General features: G+C 62.9%; 25 protein-coding genes. 1 reads left to right on the forward strand and 24 read right to left on the reverse strand.

Translation table 11 applies throughout. The features are described 5' to 3' along the window. Positions 1-148: 148 nt before the first annotated feature. Positions 149-1,303, forward strand: a complete 1,155-nt coding sequence (locus B7X65_RS10445; RefSeq protein WP_293594239.1) for a trypsin-like peptidase domain-containing protein — start codon at positions 149-151, stop codon at positions 1,301-1,303. A 69-nt stretch (positions 1,304-1,372) separates the two neighbouring features. Here B7X65_RS10445 and tatC read toward each other — a convergent pair whose 3' ends face one another. The 24 genes from tatC to B7X65_RS10565 all read right to left on the reverse strand — a co-directional run bounded on the left by tatC (position 1,373) and on the right by B7X65_RS10565 (position 18,660). Continuing rightward, a complete protein-coding gene (gene tatC / locus B7X65_RS10450) occupies positions 1,373-2,173 on the reverse strand; it encodes a twin-arginine translocase subunit TatC (RefSeq protein ID WP_293594240.1) in 801 nt (266 codons plus the stop codon). A gap of 64 nt (positions 2,174-2,237) precedes the next feature. Then, entirely contained in the window at positions 2,238-2,717 is a 480-nt protein-coding gene (gene tatB, locus B7X65_RS10455) for a Sec-independent protein translocase protein TatB (RefSeq protein ID WP_293594241.1), read from the reverse strand. A gap of 149 nt (positions 2,718-2,866) precedes the next feature. Next, positions 2,867-3,109: a Sec-independent protein translocase subunit TatA gene (gene tatA, locus B7X65_RS10460; protein ID WP_293594242.1), complete on the reverse strand. Its 243-nt coding sequence runs from the start codon at positions 3,107-3,109 to the stop codon at positions 2,867-2,869. A 278-nt stretch (positions 3,110-3,387) separates the two neighbouring features. Continuing rightward, positions 3,388-3,762: a histidine triad nucleotide-binding protein gene (locus B7X65_RS10465; protein WP_293594243.1), complete on the reverse strand. Its 375-nt coding sequence runs from the start codon at positions 3,760-3,762 to the stop codon at positions 3,388-3,390. A 24-nt stretch (positions 3,763-3,786) separates the two neighbouring features. Further along, positions 3,787-4,161: a hypothetical protein gene (locus tag B7X65_RS10470; protein WP_293594244.1), complete on the reverse strand. Its 375-nt coding sequence runs from the start codon at positions 4,159-4,161 to the stop codon at positions 3,787-3,789. Between the two features lie 22 nt (positions 4,162-4,183). Then, complete coding sequence (locus B7X65_RS10475) at positions 4,184-4,552, reverse strand: phosphoribosyl-ATP diphosphatase (protein WP_293594245.1); 369 nt, start codon at positions 4,550-4,552, stop codon at positions 4,184-4,186. 3 nt (positions 4,553-4,555) lie between these two features. Further along, on the reverse strand, positions 4,556-4,945 hold the full coding sequence (gene hisI, locus B7X65_RS10480) for a phosphoribosyl-AMP cyclohydrolase (protein WP_293594246.1): 390 nt from the start codon (positions 4,943-4,945) through the stop codon (positions 4,556-4,558). 196 nt (positions 4,946-5,141) lie between these two features. After that, a complete protein-coding gene (gene hisF / locus B7X65_RS10485; protein ID WP_293594247.1) occupies positions 5,142-5,921 on the reverse strand; it encodes an imidazole glycerol phosphate synthase subunit HisF in 780 nt (259 codons plus the stop codon). A gap of 26 nt (positions 5,922-5,947) precedes the next feature. Beyond that, positions 5,948-6,688: a 1-(5-phosphoribosyl)-5-[(5-phosphoribosylamino)methylideneamino]imidazole-4-carboxamide isomerase gene (gene hisA, locus B7X65_RS10490; RefSeq protein WP_293594248.1), complete on the reverse strand. Its 741-nt coding sequence runs from the start codon at positions 6,686-6,688 to the stop codon at positions 5,948-5,950. A gap of 91 nt (positions 6,689-6,779) precedes the next feature. Beyond that, on the reverse strand, positions 6,780-7,448 hold the full coding sequence (hisH, locus tag B7X65_RS10495) for an imidazole glycerol phosphate synthase subunit HisH (RefSeq protein ID WP_293594249.1): 669 nt from the start codon (positions 7,446-7,448) through the stop codon (positions 6,780-6,782). Between the two features lie 83 nt (positions 7,449-7,531). Beyond that, entirely contained in the window at positions 7,532-8,152 is a 621-nt protein-coding gene (gene hisB / locus B7X65_RS10500; protein WP_293594250.1) for an imidazoleglycerol-phosphate dehydratase HisB, read from the reverse strand. Continuing rightward, positions 8,149-9,225, reverse strand: coding sequence for a histidinol-phosphate transaminase (gene hisC, locus B7X65_RS10505; RefSeq protein ID WP_293594251.1), 1,077 nt, complete (start codon positions 9,223-9,225; stop codon positions 8,149-8,151). Before hisC ends, hisB begins: the two co-directional genes overlap by 4 nt. Continuing rightward, positions 9,222-10,544 (reverse strand): histidinol dehydrogenase, encoded by a 1,323-nt coding sequence (hisD, locus tag B7X65_RS10510; protein ID WP_293594252.1) that lies wholly within the window; start codon positions 10,542-10,544, stop codon positions 9,222-9,224. The genes hisC and hisD overlap by 4 nt, the downstream gene beginning before the upstream one ends. Positions 10,545-10,551: 7 nt before the next feature. Then, positions 10,552-11,199 (reverse strand): ATP phosphoribosyltransferase, encoded by a 648-nt coding sequence (gene hisG, locus B7X65_RS10515; protein ID WP_293594253.1) that lies wholly within the window; start codon positions 11,197-11,199, stop codon positions 10,552-10,554. After that, positions 11,196-12,482, reverse strand: coding sequence for a UDP-N-acetylglucosamine 1-carboxyvinyltransferase (murA, locus tag B7X65_RS10520; RefSeq protein ID WP_293594254.1), 1,287 nt, complete (start codon positions 12,480-12,482; stop codon positions 11,196-11,198). Before murA ends, hisG begins: the two co-directional genes overlap by 4 nt. An 8-nt stretch (positions 12,483-12,490) precedes the next feature. Beyond that, entirely contained in the window at positions 12,491-12,739 is a 249-nt protein-coding gene (locus B7X65_RS10525) for a BolA family protein (RefSeq protein WP_096667111.1), read from the reverse strand. A gap of 147 nt (positions 12,740-12,886) precedes the next feature. Continuing rightward, positions 12,887-13,642, reverse strand: a complete 756-nt coding sequence (locus tag B7X65_RS10530; protein WP_293594255.1) for an ABC transporter permease — start codon at positions 13,640-13,642, stop codon at positions 12,887-12,889. Then, on the reverse strand, positions 13,639-14,568 hold the full coding sequence (locus B7X65_RS10535; RefSeq protein WP_293594256.1) for an ABC transporter ATP-binding protein: 930 nt from the start codon (positions 14,566-14,568) through the stop codon (positions 13,639-13,641). Before B7X65_RS10535 ends, B7X65_RS10530 begins: the two co-directional genes overlap by 4 nt. A 112-nt stretch (positions 14,569-14,680) precedes the next feature. Continuing rightward, on the reverse strand, positions 14,681-14,980 hold the full coding sequence (locus B7X65_RS10540) for an STAS domain-containing protein (RefSeq protein WP_324487757.1): 300 nt from the start codon (positions 14,978-14,980) through the stop codon (positions 14,681-14,683). Continuing rightward, positions 14,977-15,630 carry a phospholipid-binding protein MlaC gene (locus tag B7X65_RS10545; RefSeq protein ID WP_293594258.1) on the reverse strand — a complete coding sequence of 218 codons (654 nt, stop codon included), beginning with the start codon at positions 15,628-15,630 and terminating at the stop codon, positions 14,977-14,979. Before B7X65_RS10545 ends, B7X65_RS10540 begins: the two co-directional genes overlap by 4 nt. Before the next feature lie 148 nt (positions 15,631-15,778). After that, positions 15,779-16,525 (reverse strand): VacJ family lipoprotein, encoded by a 747-nt coding sequence (locus B7X65_RS10550; RefSeq protein ID WP_293594259.1) that lies wholly within the window; start codon positions 16,523-16,525, stop codon positions 15,779-15,781. Then, on the reverse strand, positions 16,522-17,028 hold the full coding sequence (gene mlaD, locus B7X65_RS10555; protein ID WP_293594260.1) for an outer membrane lipid asymmetry maintenance protein MlaD: 507 nt from the start codon (positions 17,026-17,028) through the stop codon (positions 16,522-16,524). The genes B7X65_RS10550 and mlaD overlap by 4 nt, the downstream gene beginning before the upstream one ends. Positions 17,029-17,038: 10 nt before the next feature. Then, positions 17,039-17,818, reverse strand: a complete 780-nt coding sequence (gene mlaE, locus B7X65_RS10560; protein ID WP_293594261.1) for a lipid asymmetry maintenance ABC transporter permease subunit MlaE — start codon at positions 17,816-17,818, stop codon at positions 17,039-17,041. Continuing rightward, positions 17,815-18,660: an ABC transporter ATP-binding protein gene (locus tag B7X65_RS10565; protein WP_293594262.1), complete on the reverse strand. Its 846-nt coding sequence runs from the start codon at positions 18,658-18,660 to the stop codon at positions 17,815-17,817. The genes mlaE and B7X65_RS10565 overlap by 4 nt, the downstream gene beginning before the upstream one ends. Positions 18,661-18,725: the final 65 nt, after the last annotated feature.

Raw genomic sequence — 18,725 nt, forward strand, 5'->3', positions numbered from 1 at the left:
CCGCCCGCCGGCCGCACCCCTGCGAAGTGGGGGAAAATCGCAACTCTTGGTAATTTGCTGCCGGCCCCCAACTTTGCTGTTCAGCCGCATTTTTTTGTTTTTCTGCTCTGTTTTTCTGTCTTCACGGCCGTTTCCTTCTGGACCCACCATGCGCAAATTCTGGCTTCTGTTTTCCCAAACCGTGACGGTTTTCCTGGCCGCCTACTTTGTCGTGGCCACGCTCAAGCCCCAGTGGCTGAACCGGCCGGGCATGGGCGCGGTGGCGGTGATCGAGGCGCCGGCCGGCCTGACTGGCGCCCCGGCACCGGCCGGCAGCTTTGCCGCGGCGGCCAAGGCGGCTTCGGCGGCGGTGGTCAGCATCAACACCAGCAAGGCGGCAGCGCGCAACCCGAACATGGACGACCCCTGGTTCAAGTTCTTCTTTGGCGACCAGGGGGGGCAAAACGAGCCGCAGGTCGGGCTGGGCAGCGGCGTGATCGTCAGCCCCAACGGTTACATCCTGACCAACAACCACGTGGTCGAAGGCGCGGACGACATCGAAGTCATCCTCAACGACACGCGCAAGGCCAAGGCCAAAATCATAGGCACCGACCCTGAAACCGACCTGGCGATCCTGAAAATCGAACTCGACAAGTTGCCGGTCATCGTGCTGGGCAGCTCGGACACCCTGCAGGTCGGCGACCCGGTGCTGGCCATCGGCAACCCCTTCGGCGTCGGCCAGACGGTCACCAGCGGCATTGTCAGCGCGCTGGGCCGCAACCAGCTGGGCATCAACACCTTCGAGAATTTCATCCAGACCGACGCCGCCATCAACCCGGGCAATTCCGGCGGCGCGCTGGTGGACACCCAGGGCCGGCTGCTGGGCATCAACACCGCAATTTATTCGCGTTCGGGCGGCTCCATGGGCATCGGTTTTGCCATTCCGGTGTCCACCGGCAAGCAGGTGCTCGAAAGCATCGTCAAGGACGGCCAGGTCACGCGCGGCTGGATAGGCGTGGAGCCGCAGGACCTGAGCCCCGAAGTGGCAGAGACCTTTGGCATCAAGCCCGAGGCGCTGGGCGCGGGCGGCGTGATCATCACCGGTGTGCTGCAAAACGGCCCGGCGGCGCAGGCCGGCATCGTGCCGGGCGACGTGATCACCACCGTGGCGGGCAAGCCGGTCCGGACCGTGACCGAACTGCTGAGCGCCGTGGCGGCCCTCAAGCCGGGCGTGGCGGCACCGCTGGGTGTTCTGCGCAAGGACAAAAAAGCGGAAATTGCCGTGATTCCGGGGACCCGGCAACGGCCGAAAATCCAGCGTTAATACGCTTCCTGCGCTATCGATTCAGGAGCTGCCTGCGTCCCACGGACAAGGGCTGCAGGCCTTTTTTGCTTATGGCTTGGCGGCTTCGGCGTCGCTGTCGCTGTCGGGCTTTTTGGTGTGTTTGGCGAACATCTGCGCGGCCACAATGCCGACTTCGTACAGACTGCCGACCACCAGCAGCAGGATGATCATCGAGCCCGCGTCTGGCGGCGTGACCAGCGCGGTGCCAATGGCCGCGATCACCCAGAAATAACCGCGGTATTCGCGCAGCTGCGCGACGGTGAGCACGCCCATGCGCACCAGCAGGATCACCGCGATCGGCACTTCAAACGCCAGGCCGAACGCCAGGAACATGCCGAGCACGAAGTTGAGGTATTCCTCGATATCCGGTGCGGCGGTGATCGACTTGGGCGCAAAGCTCTGAATGAAGCTGAAGACCTGGCCGAACACAAAGTAATAGGAAAAGGCCACACCGATAAAAAACAGCAAGGTGCTGGACACCACCAGCGGCATCACCAGCTTTTTCTCGTGCGAATACAGGCCCGGCGCCACAAAGGCCCAGACCTGGTACAGCACCACCGGCAGTGCAATCATGAAGGCGGCCATGAAAAGGATCTTGATCGGCACCACAAACGGCGAAATCACGTTGGTGGCGATCAGCGTGGCGCCCTTGGGCAGGGCCGCGACCAGCGGCGCCGCGAGCAGGTCGTACAGCGCGCCGGGGCCGGGGTACAGCGCCAGCAGGGCGGCACAGACGCCAATGGCGATGACCACCTTGATCATCCGGTCGCGCAGCTCCATCAGGTGCTGCACGAAAGGCTGCTCGGTGCCCGCGAGTTCGTCGGGCTTGTCGGTGTTGGGGTCGCTCATGGGAGGTGTTTGCGCTGATGGGGTGGCGCCGGAAGGTGCGCGGAAAGAAAAAGATCAGGAAGGATCAGGCATTGCGCCCGGAGGAAGGGCCGGAACGGGGTCGGTAACGCGCCACACGCGCCGCGCCGGACAGCGCGCGCGTACGCGTGCCGGAGCGGGCCTTGTACCACTGCGGCGTGGCGCCGGTCTTGAGGCGCCAGTTCTTTTTCGGGTGTTTGTACTCGGGGAAACTGACCATGCCGGGCAACTCGTCGCTGGTGGCCGTGCCGGTGGTTTCAGCCCATGATTTCTCGAAATCGCTGGCGTTGGTCTGGATGGAGTTTTCGACGTCGCGGGCGGCACCTTCCATCGTTTCCTTCATTTTCTTGAGCTCGTCGAGCTCCATCGAGCGGTTGACTTCCTGCTTGACGTCGGCCACATAACGCTGGGCCTTGCCCAGCAGGGTGCCCACCGTGCGCGCCAGGCGCGGCAGTTTCTCCGGGCCGATCACGATCAGGGCCACGGCGCCTATCAGCGCGATTTTCGAAATGCCGAGATCAATCATTCGAGATCAGCAGACAGGAACGGGCGAACGTGGCGAGACTGCATTGCAAGCAGGGGCTGCGGGTCCGGCTTCGCCGGCCCGCAGGCGCAACGGCCCCCTCGGGGGGCAGCGAGCCGCCGCAGGCTCGCAGTGGCAAGCGTGGGGGCCATTCAAGACTTCTGCTTGGCTTCCACGTCAATCGTGGCTTTGTCGGCCGTCTGCGCGTGGCTGACCTGGCCGGCCGGGGTGTCCTTGGCATCGGCGGCATTCTGACCACCTTCTTTCATGCCGTCCTTGAAGCCCTTGACGGCGCCACCGAGGTCGCTGCCCATGTTCTTGAGCTTTTTGGTGCCGAACACCATCACGACGATCAACAGCACGATCAGCCAGTGCCAAATGGAAAATGAGCCCATATTTCTCTCCTAAACTTTAATTGCAAGCTTGCACAACATTGTGCCCATTCTAAGGGCCTTGTCAGGGGGATGGACGGGAATGACCCGCATTGACCACCCTGGCAACACACCTGCCTCAATTGGGGTCCGGTCCGTCGACTGCAAGTGGGCATTTACCCTGCGAACGAACGTGGAACTCTCTTGAACGCAACCGGGGCCGCGGGTCCGGCTCCGCCGGCCCGCAGGCGCAGCGCCCCCTCGGGGGGCAGGGCGCTACGCGAAGCGAGCAACCGTGGGGGTCAACCTTTCAGCCAGGGTCGGGGCCCGCCCATCACATGGATGTGCAGGTGGTGCACTTCCTGGCCGCCTTCCGCGCCAGTGTTGCTCACCATCCGGAAGCCTCCTTCGGGGTAAGGGTTGCAGCCCTGCGCCACCGCAAGCTGCGGGGCCAGCACCATCATGCGGCCCAGCAAGGCCGTGTGTTCAGGCCCGACCTGCGCCAGCGACGCAATGTGCGCCTTCGGGATCATCAGGAAATGCACCGGCGCCCAGGGGTGGATGTCGTGGAAAACGAAAATTTCCTCGTCTTCATACACCTTGCGGCTGGGGATCTGGCCGGCGGCAATCTTGCAGAAAATGCAGTTGTCAGGGGCGTGTGTGCTGGACGGGCTCATGGCAGGCTCTTGCGGAAAAAGGGGTCAGAGGGATGAGGAAGTGCTGCGGGCGGGCCGGTGGCTGTTGAAACGCATCCAGCCGCGCACGCAGCGGTACAGGTACCAGAGCCAGACGATGCCGTAGGCAATGGCGCCCGGCAGGACCAGCAGCAGCCACAGCGGCGACAGCAGGACCAGCCACATCAGTGTCCACCAGAAGGTCTGGATCATGTAGTTGTGGTGGTCGATGTAGAGCGCGTCGGACTCCTCGCCACGCCGGATGTAGTTGACGATCAGCGCAATCACCGCAAAAACGCCGCCGCTGAACCAGGCCAGCGTGTGCAGACCGTAAAGCACATGCATGACGATGCGGTCGTTGGGGCTTTTGGTGTCGAATTCGGCCAGGTCGGTCTCGCTCATGGATGCCCTTTCTTGCTTCGTTTTATTTTTCAGCCGTCTCACGGGCCTGCACCTTGCGCAGGGCTTTTTCCTCGATGCCGCTGGTGCCTTCGCGGCGCTCCAGCTCGGCAATCACGTCTGCCGGCGACAGGCCGTAATGCGCCAGCGCGATCAGGCTGTGAAACCACAGGTCGGCGACTTCACCGACCAGCTTGGCGGGGTCTCCGCCATGGTCGAGGTCTTTCGCCGCCATCACCGTCTCCGTGGCCTCTTCACCGATTTTCTTCAGGAAGGCGTCCGGTCCCTTGTGCAGCAGACGCGCCACGTAGCTGGTTTGCGGGTCGCCGCCGCGGGCCGGCTTGCGGCTTTCGATGATTTGCGCGAGGCGCTGCAGGGAGTCGTTGGAAGTCATGGCTTACTTGTAAATGGTTGTCGGGTCTTTGAGGACCGGCTCGGTCACCACCCATCGCCCGCCTTTGTAAATGCTGAAAAAGCAGCTGTGGCGCCCGGTGTGGCAGGCAATGCCGGGTTCGTGGCCGAGCTGCGTCACCTTCAGCAAAATCACGTCGTTGTCGCAGTCCATCCGGATCTCGTGCACGGTCTGCAGGTGGCCGGACTCCTCGCCCTTGTGCCACAGGCGCCCACGCGAGCGGCTGAAATACACGGCCTGGCCGAGTTCGGCGGTTTTTTGCAGCGCCTCGCGGTTCATCCACGCGAACATCAGCACGTCGCCGCTTGATGCCTCTTGCGTGATGACCGGGATCAGGCCCTTGTCGTCCCATTGGATGTCGTCTAGCCAGTTCATCGGCATATTATCGCCCCCACGTTCGCTCGCTACGCGTAGCTCTCTGCCCCCCCCGAGGGGGCGCTACGCCTGCGGACCGGCAGAGCCGGTTCCGCGGCCCTGGCTGAGAGGGGAACAGCACTGCGCGACATTCACTATCGAATTTATAGCTGCTCACGCCCGCCAGATATGGGTTTGATGCCAAAAAGGCTTGGAACTAGAGACGGACCGGAATGCCGCGCGCGGCCATGTGGGCCTTGGCCTGCTGCACCGTGTATTCCCCGTAATGAAAGATGCTGGCGGCCAGCACCGCGTCGGCGCCGCCGAGCTGGATGCCGTCGGCCAGGTGGTCGAGGTTGCCGACGCCGCCGGAGGCGATCACCGGCACGCTGACCGCGTCGCTGACCGCGCGTGTCAGGGCCAGGTCGAAGCCGGACTTGGTGCCGTCGCGGTCCATGCTGGTCAGCAGAATTTCACCGGCGCCGCGCCGCGCCATCTCGGTGGCCCAGGCCACGGCATCCAGCCCGGTGTTCTTGCGGCCACCGTGGCTGTAGACGTCCCAGCCCGGACCGCGCGTCAGCGCCTCTGCATCGGAGCGGCGTTTGGCGTCGATGGCCACCACGATGCACTGCGCGCCGTATTTGCCAGAAGCGTCTTCAATCACCTGCGGATTGGCCAGCGCGGCCGAGTTGAAGCTGGTCTTGTCGGCCCCGGCGTTGAGCAGCCGGCGCACGTCATCGACCGTGCGCACACCGCCGCCCACCGTCAGCGGAATGAAGACCTGCGAGGCCACCGCTTCGATGATGTGCAGGATCAGGTCACGTCCGTCGCTGGTGGCCGTGATGTCCAGAAAGGTCAGTTCATCGGCGCCCTGCTCGTTGTAACGCGCAGCAATTTCCACCGGATCACCGGCGTCGCGCAGTTCGACGAAGTTGACCCCCTTGACCACGCGGCCGCCGGTGACGTCAAGACACGGAATGATTCGTTTAGCGAGCATGCTGATCGACGGGTAAGGGCTGTCGATCAGCCGTTCAGCTCATCCGCTCTGGTCTGGGCCGCGGCGAAATCCAGGTCACCGCTGTAAATCGAACGGCCGCAGATCACGCCTTCGATACCTTCGTCTTCCACCGCGCACAACGCCTCGATGTCGGCCATGTTGGACAGGCCGCCGGAGGCGATCACCGGGATGGTCAGCGCCTGCGCCAGCTTGACGGTGGCCTCGATGTTGATGCCGGTGAGCATGCCGTCGCGGCCGATGTCGGTGTAGATGATGGATTCAACGCCGTAGTCCTGGAACTTCTTGCCGAGGTCCACCACTTCATGGCCGGTCATCTTGCTCCAGCCGTCGGTGGCGACCTTGCCGTCCTTGGCATCGAGACCGACGATGATGTGGCCGCCAAAAGCCGTGCAGGCATCCTGCAGGAAGCCGGGGTTTTTCACCGCCGCCGTGCCGATGATCACGTAGCGCAGGCCGGAGTCGAGGTAACGCTCGATGGTGTCGAGGTCGCGGATGCCGCCGCCCAGCTGCACGTCGATCTCGCTGCCGACCTCCAGCAGGATCTTGCGAATGGCCGCTTCATTTTTTGGTTTGCCTGCAAAGGCGCCGTTCAGGTCCACCAGGTGCAGGCGGCGCGCGCCCTTGTCGACCCAGCTGCGCGCCATGGCGGCCGGGTCTTCGCTGAAGATGGTGGACTGGTCCATGTCGCCCTGTTTGAGGCGCACACAATGGCCGTCTTTCAAGTCAATCGCGGGGATGAGTAGCATGGGCAATGAGGCAACGGTGGATGAAAGTGAGACGTGAGGAAAGCGGTGCGGCAGAGATGGCTGGGACGGGGGCAGGCATGCCGGTAGTGAATCAGGGATTCCAGTGCAGGAAGTTGCGGTACAGGGCCAGTCCCTGGTCTGCGCTTTTTTCGGGGTGAAACTGGGTGGCGAAAATATTATCGCGCGCAACCACCGCCGTAAAGCGTGCGCCGTAGTCGGCCTCGCCCGCGGTGTGGCGCGCATCCGACGGGCGCGCGTAAAAGCTGTGCACGAAATAAAACCAGGAGCCATCGGGGATGCCCGCCCACAGGGGATGCGCCGGCACCGACTGGTAGACCTGGTTCCAGCCCATTTGCGGCACCTTGTAGCGGCTGCCGTCGGGCTGCAGCCGCCCGGCCAGGTCAAACTTGAGCACCTCGCCCGGAATCAGGCCCAGGCCACGCGTGCCCTCACCGCCCCGCCCTTCCGCGCTGTGGTCCAGCAGCATCTGCATGCCGACACAGACGCCGAACAGCGGCTTGCTGGCGGCCGCCTGCAACACCGCCTCGAGCATGCCCGAAGCCTGCAGCTCGTGCATGCAGTCGGCAATCGCGCCCTGGCCGGGCAGAACGATGCGGTCGGCGTCCAGCACGTCCTGCGCGCTGGAGGTCACGAGCACCTCGAACCCGCTGTCGGCCGTGACATGCTGGACCGCCTGCGACACCGAGCGCAGGTTGCCCATGCCGTAGTCCACCACCGCGATTTTCTTGAATTTGGCCATCAGGACGGAAGTTTGCTACTGTTTTTATAGCTGTCTGAGCAAGTACAGCATGGACTGGAAGGCAAAAACATACAAGGATTTGCCTACAGCGAGCCCTTGGTCGAGGGAATCACGCCGACCGACCGGGGGTCGATCTCGAGCGCCATGCGCAGGGCGCGCGCAAAGGCCTTGAAGACGGTTTCGGCCTGGTGGTGCGCGTTGTCACCCTTGAGGTTGTCGATGTGCAGGGTCACAAAGGCGTGGTTCACAAAGCCCTGGAAGAACTCGTAGGCCAGCTGGCTGTCGAACGCGCCTATCATGCCGCTCTTGAAGGGCACATGCATGTCCAGCCCGGGCCGTCCTGAAAAGTCGATGACCACGCGCGACAGCGCCTCGTCCAGCGGCACATAGGCATGGCCGTAGCGGCGCAGGCCTTTCTTGTCGCCAACAGCCTGAGCCACGGCCTGCCCCAGGGTGATGCCCACGTCTTCCACCGTGTGGTGCCCGTCGATGTGCAGGTCGCCCTTGGCCTGGATGTCCAGATCGATCAGGCCGTGCCTGGCGATCTGGTCCAGCATGTGGTCGAAGAAACCGATGCCGGTGGACAGCCTGGCCTGGCCGGTGCCGTCGAGGTTGAGCTTGACGGTGATCTGGGTTTCGGCGGTATTGCGCGAAACTTCGGCCGTTCTCGGGGCAAGGGGCGCCATGGCGGTGGGGGTGGTCATAGGGATTCTTTGAGGGCTGCCAGCATCTGCACATTGTCGTCGGCGGTGCCGACGGTCAGGCGCAGGCAGTTGGCCAGCAATGGATGCATTTTAGAAACGTTTTTGACCAGCACCTTGCGTGCCCGCATGCCCTCGAAGGTTTTCTGGGCATCGGGCACACGCACCAGGATCATGTTGGCATCGCTTTTCCAGGCCCGGACACCCGCCATAGCCTGCAGCGCTTCGAAAAGAATAGCACGCTGCGCCCGTATTTCCTGGGCTTGCGCCCCAAATACCTCGGCATGTTCGAGCGCAAACAGCGCGCACTCGTAATTGAGCACACTGATGTTGTAGGGCGGGCGCACCTTGTCGATCTCGGCAATCAGCGCCTTCGGGCCCATCATGTAGCCAATGCGCACGCCGGCCAGGCCGAACTTGCTCAGCGTGCGCATCAGCAGCACATGGCTGTGTCTGCCGATGCGGTCGATGTAACTTTTGCTCGAAAAGGGCTGGTAGGCCTCGTCGATCACCACCAGGCCGGGGGCGGCGGCGATGACCTTCTCGATCACCGCGTCGTCCCAGAGGTTGGCTGTCGGGTTGTTCGGGTAGGCGATGTAGATGATGGAGGGTTGGTGTTCGGCGATCGCGGCCAGCATGGCGGCTTCGTCGAGCTCGAAATCCGCCGTCAAGGGCACACCGATGAATTTCAGGCCCTGCAGCTGCGCACTCATGGCGTACATCACAAAGCCGGGCAGCGGCGCGAGGATGGAGGCACCAGGCACGTCGCAGGCCATGGCCAGCAGCGAGATCAGCTCGTCGGAGCCGTTGCCCAGCATGATGTCGAAACCTTCGGGCATGTTCGCGTAGCCAGCCAGCGCCTGGCGCAGGTCGTTCACGCGCCCGTCCGGGTAGCGGTTCAGGGCCAGTGCACCCAGGCGCTGCCCCAGCTGCGCCTGCAGGGCCGGTGGCAGGCGGTGCGGGTTTTCCATCGCGTCGAGCTTGATCAGCCCCGCCGAGTCCTGAATGGCGTAGGCGTGCATGGACAACACGTCCTGCCGGATCAGTTTTTTGAGCCCGGGGGCAACATCGTTCATTGTTTTTTCATTCTCATTTCGGCGGCGCGGGCGTGCGCCTGCAGGCCTTCGCCATGAGCCAGTTCGGCGGCAATTTTCCCCAGGGTCTGCGCGCCGGCTTCGCTGACTTCAATCAGGCTGGAGCGCTTCTGGAAATCGTAGACGCCGAGCGGGCTGGAAAAACGCGCGGTACCGCTGGTCGGCAACACATGGTTGGGGCCGGCGCAGTAGTCGCCCAGCGATTCACTGGTGTAGGCGCCCAGGAAAATCGCGCCGGCGTGTTTGAGTAGCGGCTCCCAGCGGTGCGGGTCACGGCTGGAGACTTCCAGGTGTTCGGGCGCAATGCGGTTGCTGATGGCACAGGCCTCTTCCATGCTGCGCGTGTGGATCAGGGCGCCGCGGCCGGTGAGGGACTTGGCGATGATCTCCGCACGCGGCATGGTGGGCAGCAGGCGATTGATGGCCTCCTGGACAGCATCGATATAAGCTGCATCCGGGCACAGCAGAATGCTTTGCGCGAGTTCGTCATGCTCGGCCTGGCTGAACAGGTCCATCGCCACCCAGTCGGCCGGCGTGCTGCCGTCGGCCAGCACCAGGATTTCGCTGGGGCCGGCAATCATGTCGATGCCTACCGTGCCAAACACGCGTTTCTTGGCGCTGGCCACGTAGGCGTTGCCGGGGCCGGTGATCTTGTCGACCTTGGGGATGGTCTGCGTGCCGTAGGCCAGCGCCGCCACCGCCTGCGCGCCTCCGATAGTGAAGGCCCGCGTGACGCCGGCCACATAGGCGGCAGCCAGCACCAGCGCGTTTTTTTCGCCTTTGGGCGTGGGCACCACCATGATGATTTCGCCGACACCGGCCACATGGGCGGGAATGGCGTTCATCAGGACCGAAGACGGGTAGGCCGCCTTGCCGCCCGGCACGTAAATACCGACCCGGTCCAGCGGCGTGACCTTCTGGCCGAGCAGGCTGCCGTCTTCGTCGCGGTAGCTCCAGCTCTCGCCGTTGGCCTTTTTCTGCGCCTCATGGTAGCTGCGCACGCGGCGCGCGGCGGCTTGCAGCGCTTCGCGCTGCGCTGCGGGAATCGTGTCAAAAGCGGCCTTGAGTTCGGCCTGCGTGAGTTCGAGCGCATGCATGCTGGCTGCGGTGAGCCCGTCAAAACGCGCGGTGTATTCCAGCACGGCCGCGTCGCCACGCTGCTGCACATCGGCCAGGATGCCGGCCACGCGCTGCTCGATCGCCGCGTCGGTGTCGGCCGACCAGTGCAGGCGCGCCGTGAATTGGGCCTCAAAAGTGGCCTCAGCCGTTGACAGGCGGACGGGGGTAGCTATTAAATCCATAGCAATCTCATACCACAGGCCGGGCGATGGCCGACGAAAAAGCATCGATGATGGCGCGTATCGGCGCCTGCTTGAGCTTGAGCGCGACCTGGTTGACCACCAGATGCGAGCTGATGTCCATGATGCGCTCGACCTCGACCAGGTGGTTGGCCTTGAGCGTGTTGCCGCTGCTGACCAGATCGACAATCGCGTCGGCCAGGCCCGTCAGCGGCGCGAGCTCCATGCTGCCGTAGAGCTTGATCAGGTCGACGTGCACGCCCTTGGTGGCGAAAAAATCGCGCGCGATGCTGACGAACTTGGTGGCCACCTTCAGGCGCGAACCCTGTTTCACCGCCGCTTCATAGTCGAAACCGGCACGCACCGCCACACTCATGCGGCATTTGGCAATCTGCAGGTCCAGCGGCTGGTACAGGCCCTGGCCGCCGTGTTCGATCAGCGTGTCCTTGCCGGTCACGCCGATATCGGCGCCACCGTACTGCACATAGGTCGGCACGTCGGTGGCACGCACCAGCACGACGCGCACGTCGGGCCGGTTGGTGCCAATGATCAGCTTGCGCGATTTTTCCGGATCTTCCAGCACTTCGATGCCGGCGGCTTTGAGCAGCGGCAGGGTTTCGTCGAAGATACGTCCCTTGGACAGTGCGAGCGTGATCATGACTTGATTCTTTCGATGTCCGCGCCTATGCCGCGCAACTTGGCTTCCATCTGGTCGTAACCCCGGTCCAGATGGTAGATGCGATCAATCAGCGTCTCGCCCTCGGCCACCAGGCCGGCGATCACCAGGCTGGCCGACGCGCGCAGGTCGGTCGCCATCACGGTGGCGCCGGAGAGTTTTTCCACACCTTCGATGATGGCGAACTTGCCGTCGATCTCGATCTTCGCGCCCAGCCGCACCATCTCGTTGACGTGCATGAAACGGTTTTCGAAAATCGTTTCCGTCACCTTGCTCGGACCCTCGGCAATCGCATTGAGCGCCATGAACTGCGCCTGCATGTCGGTCGGGAAACCCGGGTATTCGGTGGTGCGGAAGGACTGCGCCTGCATGCGCCCCGACGCCTGGACCCGGATGAAGCCGTCGCCCGCGGTGATCACCGCACCGGCATCGCGCAGCTTGTCGATCACGGCTTCGAGGTGCTCGGCGCGGCCATGGCGCAGCACCACGTCGCCGCCGGCGGCCGCCACGGCGCAGAGAAAGGTGCCGGTCTCGATGCGGTCGGCCACCACCTGGTGCGTGCAGCCGTGCAGGCGTTCCACACCCTGGATGCGGATGCGGCTGCCGCCATGGCCTTCGATCTTCGCGCCCATCTTGATCAGCATTTCGGCCAGGTCGCCTATCTCCGGCTCCTGCGCAGCATTTTCGAGGATGGTTTCACCCTCCGCCAGAGTGGCGGCCATCATGAAATTCTCGGTGCCGGTGACCGTGACCATGTCGGTCAGAATGCTGCAGCCCTTGAGGCGCCCGCGCTGGCCATGAGGTCCAGCCGGCAGTTTGGCAATCATGTAGCCGTGTTCGACCACGATGTCGGCGCCCATGGCCTGCATGCCCTTGATGTGCTGGTCCACGGGCCGCGAGCCGATGGCACAGCCGCCGGGCAGCGACACCGTGGCCTCGCCAAAACGCGCCAGCAGCGGGCCCAGCGCGAGCACCGACGCGCGCATGGTCTTGACCAGCTCGTACGGCGCCTCAGGCGAACTCAGGGCGCCCGCGTTGATGACCACGCTGCCGGGCGCGCTGTCGCTGCGTTCGGCCGTCACCCCCATGTTGCGGATCAGCTTGAGCATGGTGGTCACGTCCTGCAGGCGCGGCACATTTTCAAGCGTCACGGTATCTGCCGTCAGCAATGCCGCGCACAGTTCCGGCAGTGCGGCGTTTTTGGCGCCAGAGATATCGACGGTGCCGGCAAGCGGCCGGCCGCCCCTGATGAGTAGTTTGTCCATGGGTCTGTTTATTCTTCCGCGCCGCTGGCGGCCCACTCGGCCGGTGTGTAGGTTTTCATGGACAGGGCATGCACCTCGTCCGTCTGCATGCGCCCGCCCAGCGTGGCGTACACCCGCTGATGACGCTGGATCAGGCGCTGGCCTTCAAAAGCGGCAGACACGATGGTGGCATACCAATGCCGGCCGTCGCCGGTCAGGGCGATGTGTTCGCAGGGCAGGCCTGCGGCAATGATGGTTTGGAGTTCTTCGCTGGTCATGGTGTATCGCTCACTGAGTATCTGTATTCATTCAAACAGGGGCCGCGGGTCCGGCTTCGCCGGCCCGCAGGCGCAGCGCCCCTCTTCTTCGTGCAAGGGGCAGCGCACCGCCGAAGGCACGCGAAGCGAAAAGCGTGGGGGTCATATTCAGTGCCTGATTTTGTAGCCGATGCGAAGCAAATTCACCGCGATGCCGCTGACCACCAGCAGTGCGCTGCCCACGATGGCCAGACTCAGCCAGGGGGACACGTCGCTGACACCGAAAAAACCGTAACGGAAGCCGTCGATCATGTAGAAAAACGGGTTCAGGTGGCTGACGGTTTGCCAAAATGGTGGCAGCGAGTGGATGGAGTAGAAAACACCACTGAGGAAAGTCATGGGCATGATCACAAAATTCTGGAATACCGCCATCTGGTCGAATTTTTCTGCCCAGAGACCGGCGATCAACCCCAGAGCGCCCAGCAAGGCCGCGCCGAGCACCGCAAACACCACAATCCACAGCGGTGCCAGGAAACTGGGCTGGCCGAAATAGACGGTGACCACAAACACCCCCAAGCCGACGGCCAGACCGCGCACGATGGAAGAGCCGACATAGGCGAAAAACCAGTGCCAGTGCGACAGCGGGCTGAGCAGCACAAACACCAGGCTGCCCATGATCTTGCTCTGGATCAGCGAAGAGGAGCTGTTGGCAAAAGCGTTCTGCAGCACGCTCATCATGACCAGGCCTGGCACCAGGAAGGCCGTGTAGCCGACCGTGTCGTAAACCTTCACATGGTCCTGCAGCACATGGCCAAAAATCAGCATGTACATGACGGCGGTGAGGATGGGCGCGCCTACGGTCTGGAATCCGACTTTCCAGAAGCGCAGAACTTCCTTGTAGAAAAGCGTTTGCCAGCCGGTCATGCGGTCACCCCGATTTTCTCGGCCATGACCTCAAGAAAGACGTCTTCGAGGTCGGCCTTGCGAATCTCGACGTCCTCGGCCACCAGGCCGGCCTCGCGGATCGCGCTGAGGTAGTGCTCGATCTCGTTGGCATTGTGCGCTGGCAGCTGCACGATGCGGCCGGTGATGCGCGCCTTGTCGGCGATCGCCTTCGGCAGTTCGCTGTCGATCTTGAACCTGAGCACATTCGAGGAGGCCGCCTTGAGCAACTCGGAAGTGGTGGCCAAGGCCACCATGCGGCCCTGCTTGAGCATCGCAATCCGGTTGCACAGCGCCTCGGCCTCTTCGAGGTAATGCGTCGTCAGCAGCACGGTGCTGCCCTGCTTGTTGAGCCTGGCGACAAACTGCCAGAGTGTCTGGCGCAGTTCCACATCCACGCCAGCGGTGGGTTCGTCAAGCACGATGACCTGGGGTTTGTGCACCAGTGCCTGCGCCACCAGCACGCGGCGCTTCATGCCGCCCGACAGCTGCCGCATATTGGCGTCCGCCTTGTCGGCCAGCCCCAGACTGAGCAGCAACTCGTCGATCCAGCCGTCGTTGTTTTTGACACCGAAATAGCCGGATTGAATGCGCAGAGCCTCACGCACCGTGAAAAAGGGATCAAACACCAGTTCCTGCGGCACGATGCCGAGCTTGCGGCGGGCAGCGGCGTAGTCGGTCACCACATCGCTGCCATGCACCAGCACACGGCCGCTGCTGGCCCGCGAGAGGCCCGCCAGAATGCTGATCAGCGAGGTTTTACCGGCCCCGTTGGGGCCCAGCAGGCCGAAAAACTCGCCCTGCTGGATATCAAAGCTGACATTGTCCAGCGCCCGGACCCCGGGACCAGTCTGGCTGCGTGTCGATGGGTAGATTTTTGAGACGGACTGGAATGAGATGGCGGGCATGAGCCGGCTATTTTAAGGGCTGACGCCTGTTTCTTCCGGCCCGGCAGCGCAAATGTCCCCAGCCCTGCACCCAGGCAGGGGCCAAAAAGCGCGAACCTGCCCGCTTTCAGGTTCAGGCCGCGGCAGCCGCTGCTGGCGGAATCAACTCTGCGACGCCATACAACTCGGCCAGTTCCCGCAGTCGCGCAGGGGCACCGCGCACCGAGAAGCGCTTGCCTGCGGCCAGCGCATGACGCCGGCATTCCAGCAGGACCGCCAGCGCTGAGGAGTCAAACTGCTGCAACCCACCGGCGTCGGCCACCACTTCTGCGGGCCCGGCAAACAGCTCGGGTTTCAGGCCGCGGGCAAAACCAGCCGCTGCGGCGTGGGTCAGGACAGGAGGAAGCGTCAGCACGGCAGCATTCCCGTTCAGGACTTTTTCTCGCCCACGTTCGTTTTCTCGCCCGCGTTCGACTTGTTGCGCTGGGACAGTGCGGCGATCAGTCCATCCACGCCCTTTGCAGTGATTTCCTGTGCGAACTGGGTACGGTAGGTTTCCACCATCCAGATGCCCAGGACGTTAAGGTCGTAGATTTTCCAGCCCGTGGGGGTTTTTTCCATGCGGTAATCCAGCTGGATCGGTTCACTACGGCCGATCACTTCGGTGCGCACGATCACTTCGTTGTCCGTTGGCGCGGCCCGCAGGGGTTTGACATTGACGGTCTGGTCCTTGACCTGGGCCAGCGCCCCGGAATAAGTGCGAACCAGCAATGTCTTGAACTCTTCCTGCAGGCGCTTTTGCTGCTCGGGGGTGGCTTGGCGCCAGTTCCGGCCCACGGTCGCCGCCGTCATGCGCGTGAAATTCACATGCGGCATGACCTTGCCATCGACCAGCGCAATGACCTTCGCGGTGTCGCCGGCCTGGATGGCCTTGTCGGCCTTGATGATGTCAAGCACTTCGGTGGAGGTACGCTTGATCAGCGCGTCCGGCGCTTCCTCGACGGCACCTGCAACAGGGCCGGCGGCCAGCAGAACACCTGCGAGGCAGGCCCCCACGACATGGCTAAAAATTCGACGGTTCATGGCTTTCTTTCGGTTCGGAACACGGGCCTGCCGGGCCGGGCGGATGTCCCTTTGGCACAACTGACAGGCAAGTGCTTGATTTGACAGCGTTTTCCAGGCTTTGGTTCAGGCGGTTCAGTGAAGTTATGGCACTGCGTGTAAATGTTCTTTACTTGGCCGGCGCCGGCGAAGGCGATTCGGGCAGGTCATACCGCTCCTCGGTATCGCCGTTGGTGTCTATCACCACACCGCGGCGCTGCAGGTAGGCGTCGCGCGTGAAACTGTATTTGTCCAGGGCCGCCTGATCTAGCACCTCCCCGGCGCGCAACAGGCTGGCGCGAAGGTCTACCGCGCGCAGGACATAGAGAGAATTGCGGACAGGTACATTGTCGATCTGCAACACCAGGTCGCCTTTGGCGTCGACTACCCGTGCAGCAGCATCACGCACCGTCGAGGGGCCCAGTACAGGCAGCACCAGGTAGGGACCGGTGGCCACTCCCCAGCGTCCCAGCGTCTTGCCAAAATCCTCGCGGTGACGCTCTATGCCCATGGGCGTGGCCCAGTCCAGCACGCCGCCCAGGCCAATCAGCGTGTTGACGCTGACACGCATGAAGCTGTCGACGGCCGCTTGCGGCTTGGCCTGGAGCACGTTGTTGACGAAAGACCATGCGTCCGACAGGTTGCCGAAGAAGTTGTTGACGCCCGTGCGCACCGGCGAGGGCACCGTATCCTGGTACGCCTGCGCCACCGGCTTGACGATGGCCTCGTCGAGGCCGTCGTTGAAACGGGTCACGCTGCGGTTGAAGGGTTCGAACGGGTCACGCGGGTTCGGGCCGACGGCGCAGCCCTGCAGCAGGGCAAGCGCCAGCAGCCCGGCCCACAGGCCGGTCCGGTTCATTGTGATTCGTGGTTTCATTTTTTTTCGTTACTCCCTGAGGGCGGTGCAGTCACCGAGCCAGAACTGCTGTCCGCCGCCTTGCTGTACAAAAACTGGCTGATGAGATTTTCCAGCACAACCGCGGATTGCGTGCTGGAGATGGTGTCGCCGGCCACCAGATTCTTCTCGCTGGCCCCGGCCTCGATGCCGATGTACTGCTCACCGAGCAAGCCGCTGGTGAGGATCTTCAGCGAACTGTCCTTGGGAAAGGCATAACGACTCTCCATGGCCAGCGTGACACGCGCCTGGAAAGACTTGTCGTCAAACACCAGTGACTCCACACGACCAACCACCACACCGCCGCTGCGCACCGCGCCCTTGGGTTTGAGGCCGCCGACGTTGTCAAATTTGGCCGTGATCCGGTAGGTGGACTGGAAACTCAGGTTCAGCAGATTGGCGGCCTGCAATGCCAGAAACAGGATGGCCGCAGCGCCGATCATGACAAAAATACCAACCCACACATCATTTTTTGAGCGTTGCACAACACCCTCCTCAGGTAAACATCATCGCGGTCAGGATGAAATCCAGACCCAGAACCGACAGGGAAGCCACCACCACCGTGCGCGTCGTGGCGCTGGCCACGCCTTCCGGTGTGGGTTGCGCCTCGAACCCCTGTAACAGCGCAATAAACGTCACGGTAAAGCCGAAAACAACACTCTTGATCACACCGTTGCCCACATCTTTCCAGACATCGACCCCGCCTTGAATCTGGCTCCAGAAAGACCCTGCATCGACCCCGATCATGACCACGCCAACGGCCCACCCGCCAATCACGCCCATCGCGCTGAACACGGCAGCCAGCAGGGGCATGACAATCACGCCGGCCCAGAAACGGGGCGCCAGGATGCGCTGCACCGGATCGACGGCCATCATTTCCATGACGCTGATCTGCTCGCCGGCCTTCATGAGGCCGATTTCTGCAGTCAGCGACGTGCCGGCCCGCCCCGCAAACAACAAGGCCGTCACCACTGGCCCGAGTTCGCGCACCAGCGTCAGGGTCACGAGCAAGCCCAGCGCATCTGACGAACCAAAACGCTGCAACGTGTAATAACCCTGCAGGCCGAACACGAAGCCGACAAACAGGCCGGACACCGCAATGATGACCAGCGAATAGTTGCCCAGGAAATGGATCTGGTCGCGCACGAGGCCGAAACGGCGGAAAGTCGAAGGCAGGGAAAGGAGGAGCCGAAAGAAAAGGCGTGCGCCCAGACCCAGGTCGGCGAGTTTGCTGCGGGTGGCAAAGCCGACATCCGAAGGTTTGTACCAGCTCATGGTGCCGCTCCTGGCTGGCTGGCAACGGGCGCGAGGCCGGGGCCAAAATCTTCCTCAACCGACAGGCCGGGATAGTGGAACTGAACCGGGCCGTCCGGCAGGGCGTTGACATACTGGTACACCAGCGGATCGGTGCTTTGGCGAACTTGCTCGGGCGTCCCCTCGGTCGCAATTTTTCCGTTGGCCAGGATGATCACATGGTCGGCCACGGCAAAGGTCTGCTCGAGCTCGTGCGAGACAAAAATACTGGTCAGACCCATGGCGTCGTTCAAGTGCCGGATCAGCCGCGCCGCCGTTCCCAGTGAAATCGGGTCCAGACCGGAAAAAGGCTCGTCATACATCACCAGCTCGGGGTCCAGCGCGATGGCGCGGGCCAGCGCGATACGCCGTGCCATGCCGCCGGACACCTCGCTGGGCATGAGGTCACGCGCGCCGCGCAGGCCGACCGCGTTGAGCTTCATGAGGACAATGTCGCGAATCAGGGCTTCGGGCAGGTCGGTGTGTTCGTGCAGCGGAAATGCCACATTCTCGTAAACGCTCAAGTCGGCAAACAGGGCTCCGAACTGGAAAAGCATGCCCATGCGACGCCTAGCTGCATAGATCTGCTCCTGATCCATCCGGGTGACATCCTGGTCATCGAACAGCAATTCGCCGGATTGGGCACGGATCTGGCCTCCAATGAGCCGCAAAATGGTCGTTTTCCCACCGCCGGAAGCCCCCATCAGTGCCGTCACCTTGCCGCGTGGCACCGACAGGGAAATGTCGTCCAGAATGACACGCTCACCGTAACCAAAGGTAAGGTGACGCAATTCAACAAGGGAAGGATTGGAAGAGGAGGCCATAAAAAGACACAAGCCGGATATCCGGCTTATTGATCATAAGGGATTACTCTGACCCGCGCGGGCGG

The sequence above is a fragment of the Polaromonas sp. 39-63-25 genome, assembly GCF_002278925.1.
Taxonomy (GTDB): Bacteria; Pseudomonadota; Gammaproteobacteria; order Burkholderiales; family Burkholderiaceae_C; genus Polaromonas.

Excerpts from the sequence above, each read along its gene's own strand:
- B7X65_RS10445 (WP_293594239.1), top strand. The coding sequence starts at position 149 with ATGCGCAAATTCTGGCTTCTGTTTTCCCAAACCGTGACGGTTTTCCTG.
- tatC (WP_293594240.1), bottom strand. The coding sequence starts at position 2,173 with ATGAGCGACCCCAACACCGACAAGCCCGACGAACTCGCGGGCACCGAG.
- tatB (WP_293594241.1), bottom strand. The coding sequence starts at position 2,717 with ATGATTGATCTCGGCATTTCGAAAATCGCGCTGATAGGCGCCGTGGCC.
- tatA (WP_293594242.1), bottom strand. The coding sequence starts at position 3,109 with ATGGGCTCATTTTCCATTTGGCACTGGCTGATCGTGCTGTTGATCGTC.
- B7X65_RS10465 (WP_293594243.1), bottom strand. The coding sequence starts at position 3,762 with ATGAGCCCGTCCAGCACACACGCCCCTGACAACTGCATTTTCTGCAAG.
- B7X65_RS10470 (WP_293594244.1), bottom strand. The coding sequence starts at position 4,161 with ATGAGCGAGACCGACCTGGCCGAATTCGACACCAAAAGCCCCAACGAC.
- B7X65_RS10475 (WP_293594245.1), bottom strand. The coding sequence starts at position 4,552 with ATGACTTCCAACGACTCCCTGCAGCGCCTCGCGCAAATCATCGAAAGC.
- hisI (WP_293594246.1), bottom strand. The coding sequence starts at position 4,945 with ATGAACTGGCTAGACGACATCCAATGGGACGACAAGGGCCTGATCCCG.
- hisF (WP_293594247.1), bottom strand. The coding sequence starts at position 5,921 with ATGCTCGCTAAACGAATCATTCCGTGTCTTGACGTCACCGGCGGCCGC.
- hisA (WP_293594248.1), bottom strand. The coding sequence starts at position 6,688 with ATGCTACTCATCCCCGCGATTGACTTGAAAGACGGCCATTGTGTGCGC.
- hisH (WP_293594249.1), bottom strand. The coding sequence starts at position 7,448 with ATGGCCAAATTCAAGAAAATCGCGGTGGTGGACTACGGCATGGGCAAC.
- hisB (WP_293594250.1), bottom strand. The coding sequence starts at position 8,152 with ATGACCACCCCCACCGCCATGGCGCCCCTTGCCCCGAGAACGGCCGAA.
- hisC (WP_293594251.1), bottom strand. The coding sequence starts at position 9,225 with ATGAACGATGTTGCCCCCGGGCTCAAAAAACTGATCCGGCAGGACGTG.
- hisD (WP_293594252.1), bottom strand. The coding sequence starts at position 10,544 with ATGGATTTAATAGCTACCCCCGTCCGCCTGTCAACGGCTGAGGCCACT.
- hisG (WP_293594253.1), bottom strand. The coding sequence starts at position 11,199 with ATGATCACGCTCGCACTGTCCAAGGGACGTATCTTCGACGAAACCCTG.
- murA (WP_293594254.1), bottom strand. The coding sequence starts at position 12,482 with ATGGACAAACTACTCATCAGGGGCGGCCGGCCGCTTGCCGGCACCGTC.
- B7X65_RS10525 (WP_096667111.1), bottom strand. The coding sequence starts at position 12,739 with ATGACCAGCGAAGAACTCCAAACCATCATTGCCGCAGGCCTGCCCTGC.
- B7X65_RS10530 (WP_293594255.1), bottom strand. The coding sequence starts at position 13,642 with ATGACCGGCTGGCAAACGCTTTTCTACAAGGAAGTTCTGCGCTTCTGG.
- B7X65_RS10535 (WP_293594256.1), bottom strand. The coding sequence starts at position 14,568 with ATGCCCGCCATCTCATTCCAGTCCGTCTCAAAAATCTACCCATCGACA.
- B7X65_RS10545 (WP_293594258.1), bottom strand. The coding sequence starts at position 15,630 with ATGAACCGTCGAATTTTTAGCCATGTCGTGGGGGCCTGCCTCGCAGGT.
- B7X65_RS10550 (WP_293594259.1), bottom strand. The coding sequence starts at position 16,525 with ATGAAACCACGAATCACAATGAACCGGACCGGCCTGTGGGCCGGGCTG.
- mlaE (WP_293594261.1), bottom strand. The coding sequence starts at position 17,818 with ATGAGCTGGTACAAACCTTCGGATGTCGGCTTTGCCACCCGCAGCAAA.
- B7X65_RS10565 (WP_293594262.1), bottom strand. The coding sequence starts at position 18,660 with ATGGCCTCCTCTTCCAATCCTTCCCTTGTTGAATTGCGTCACCTTACC.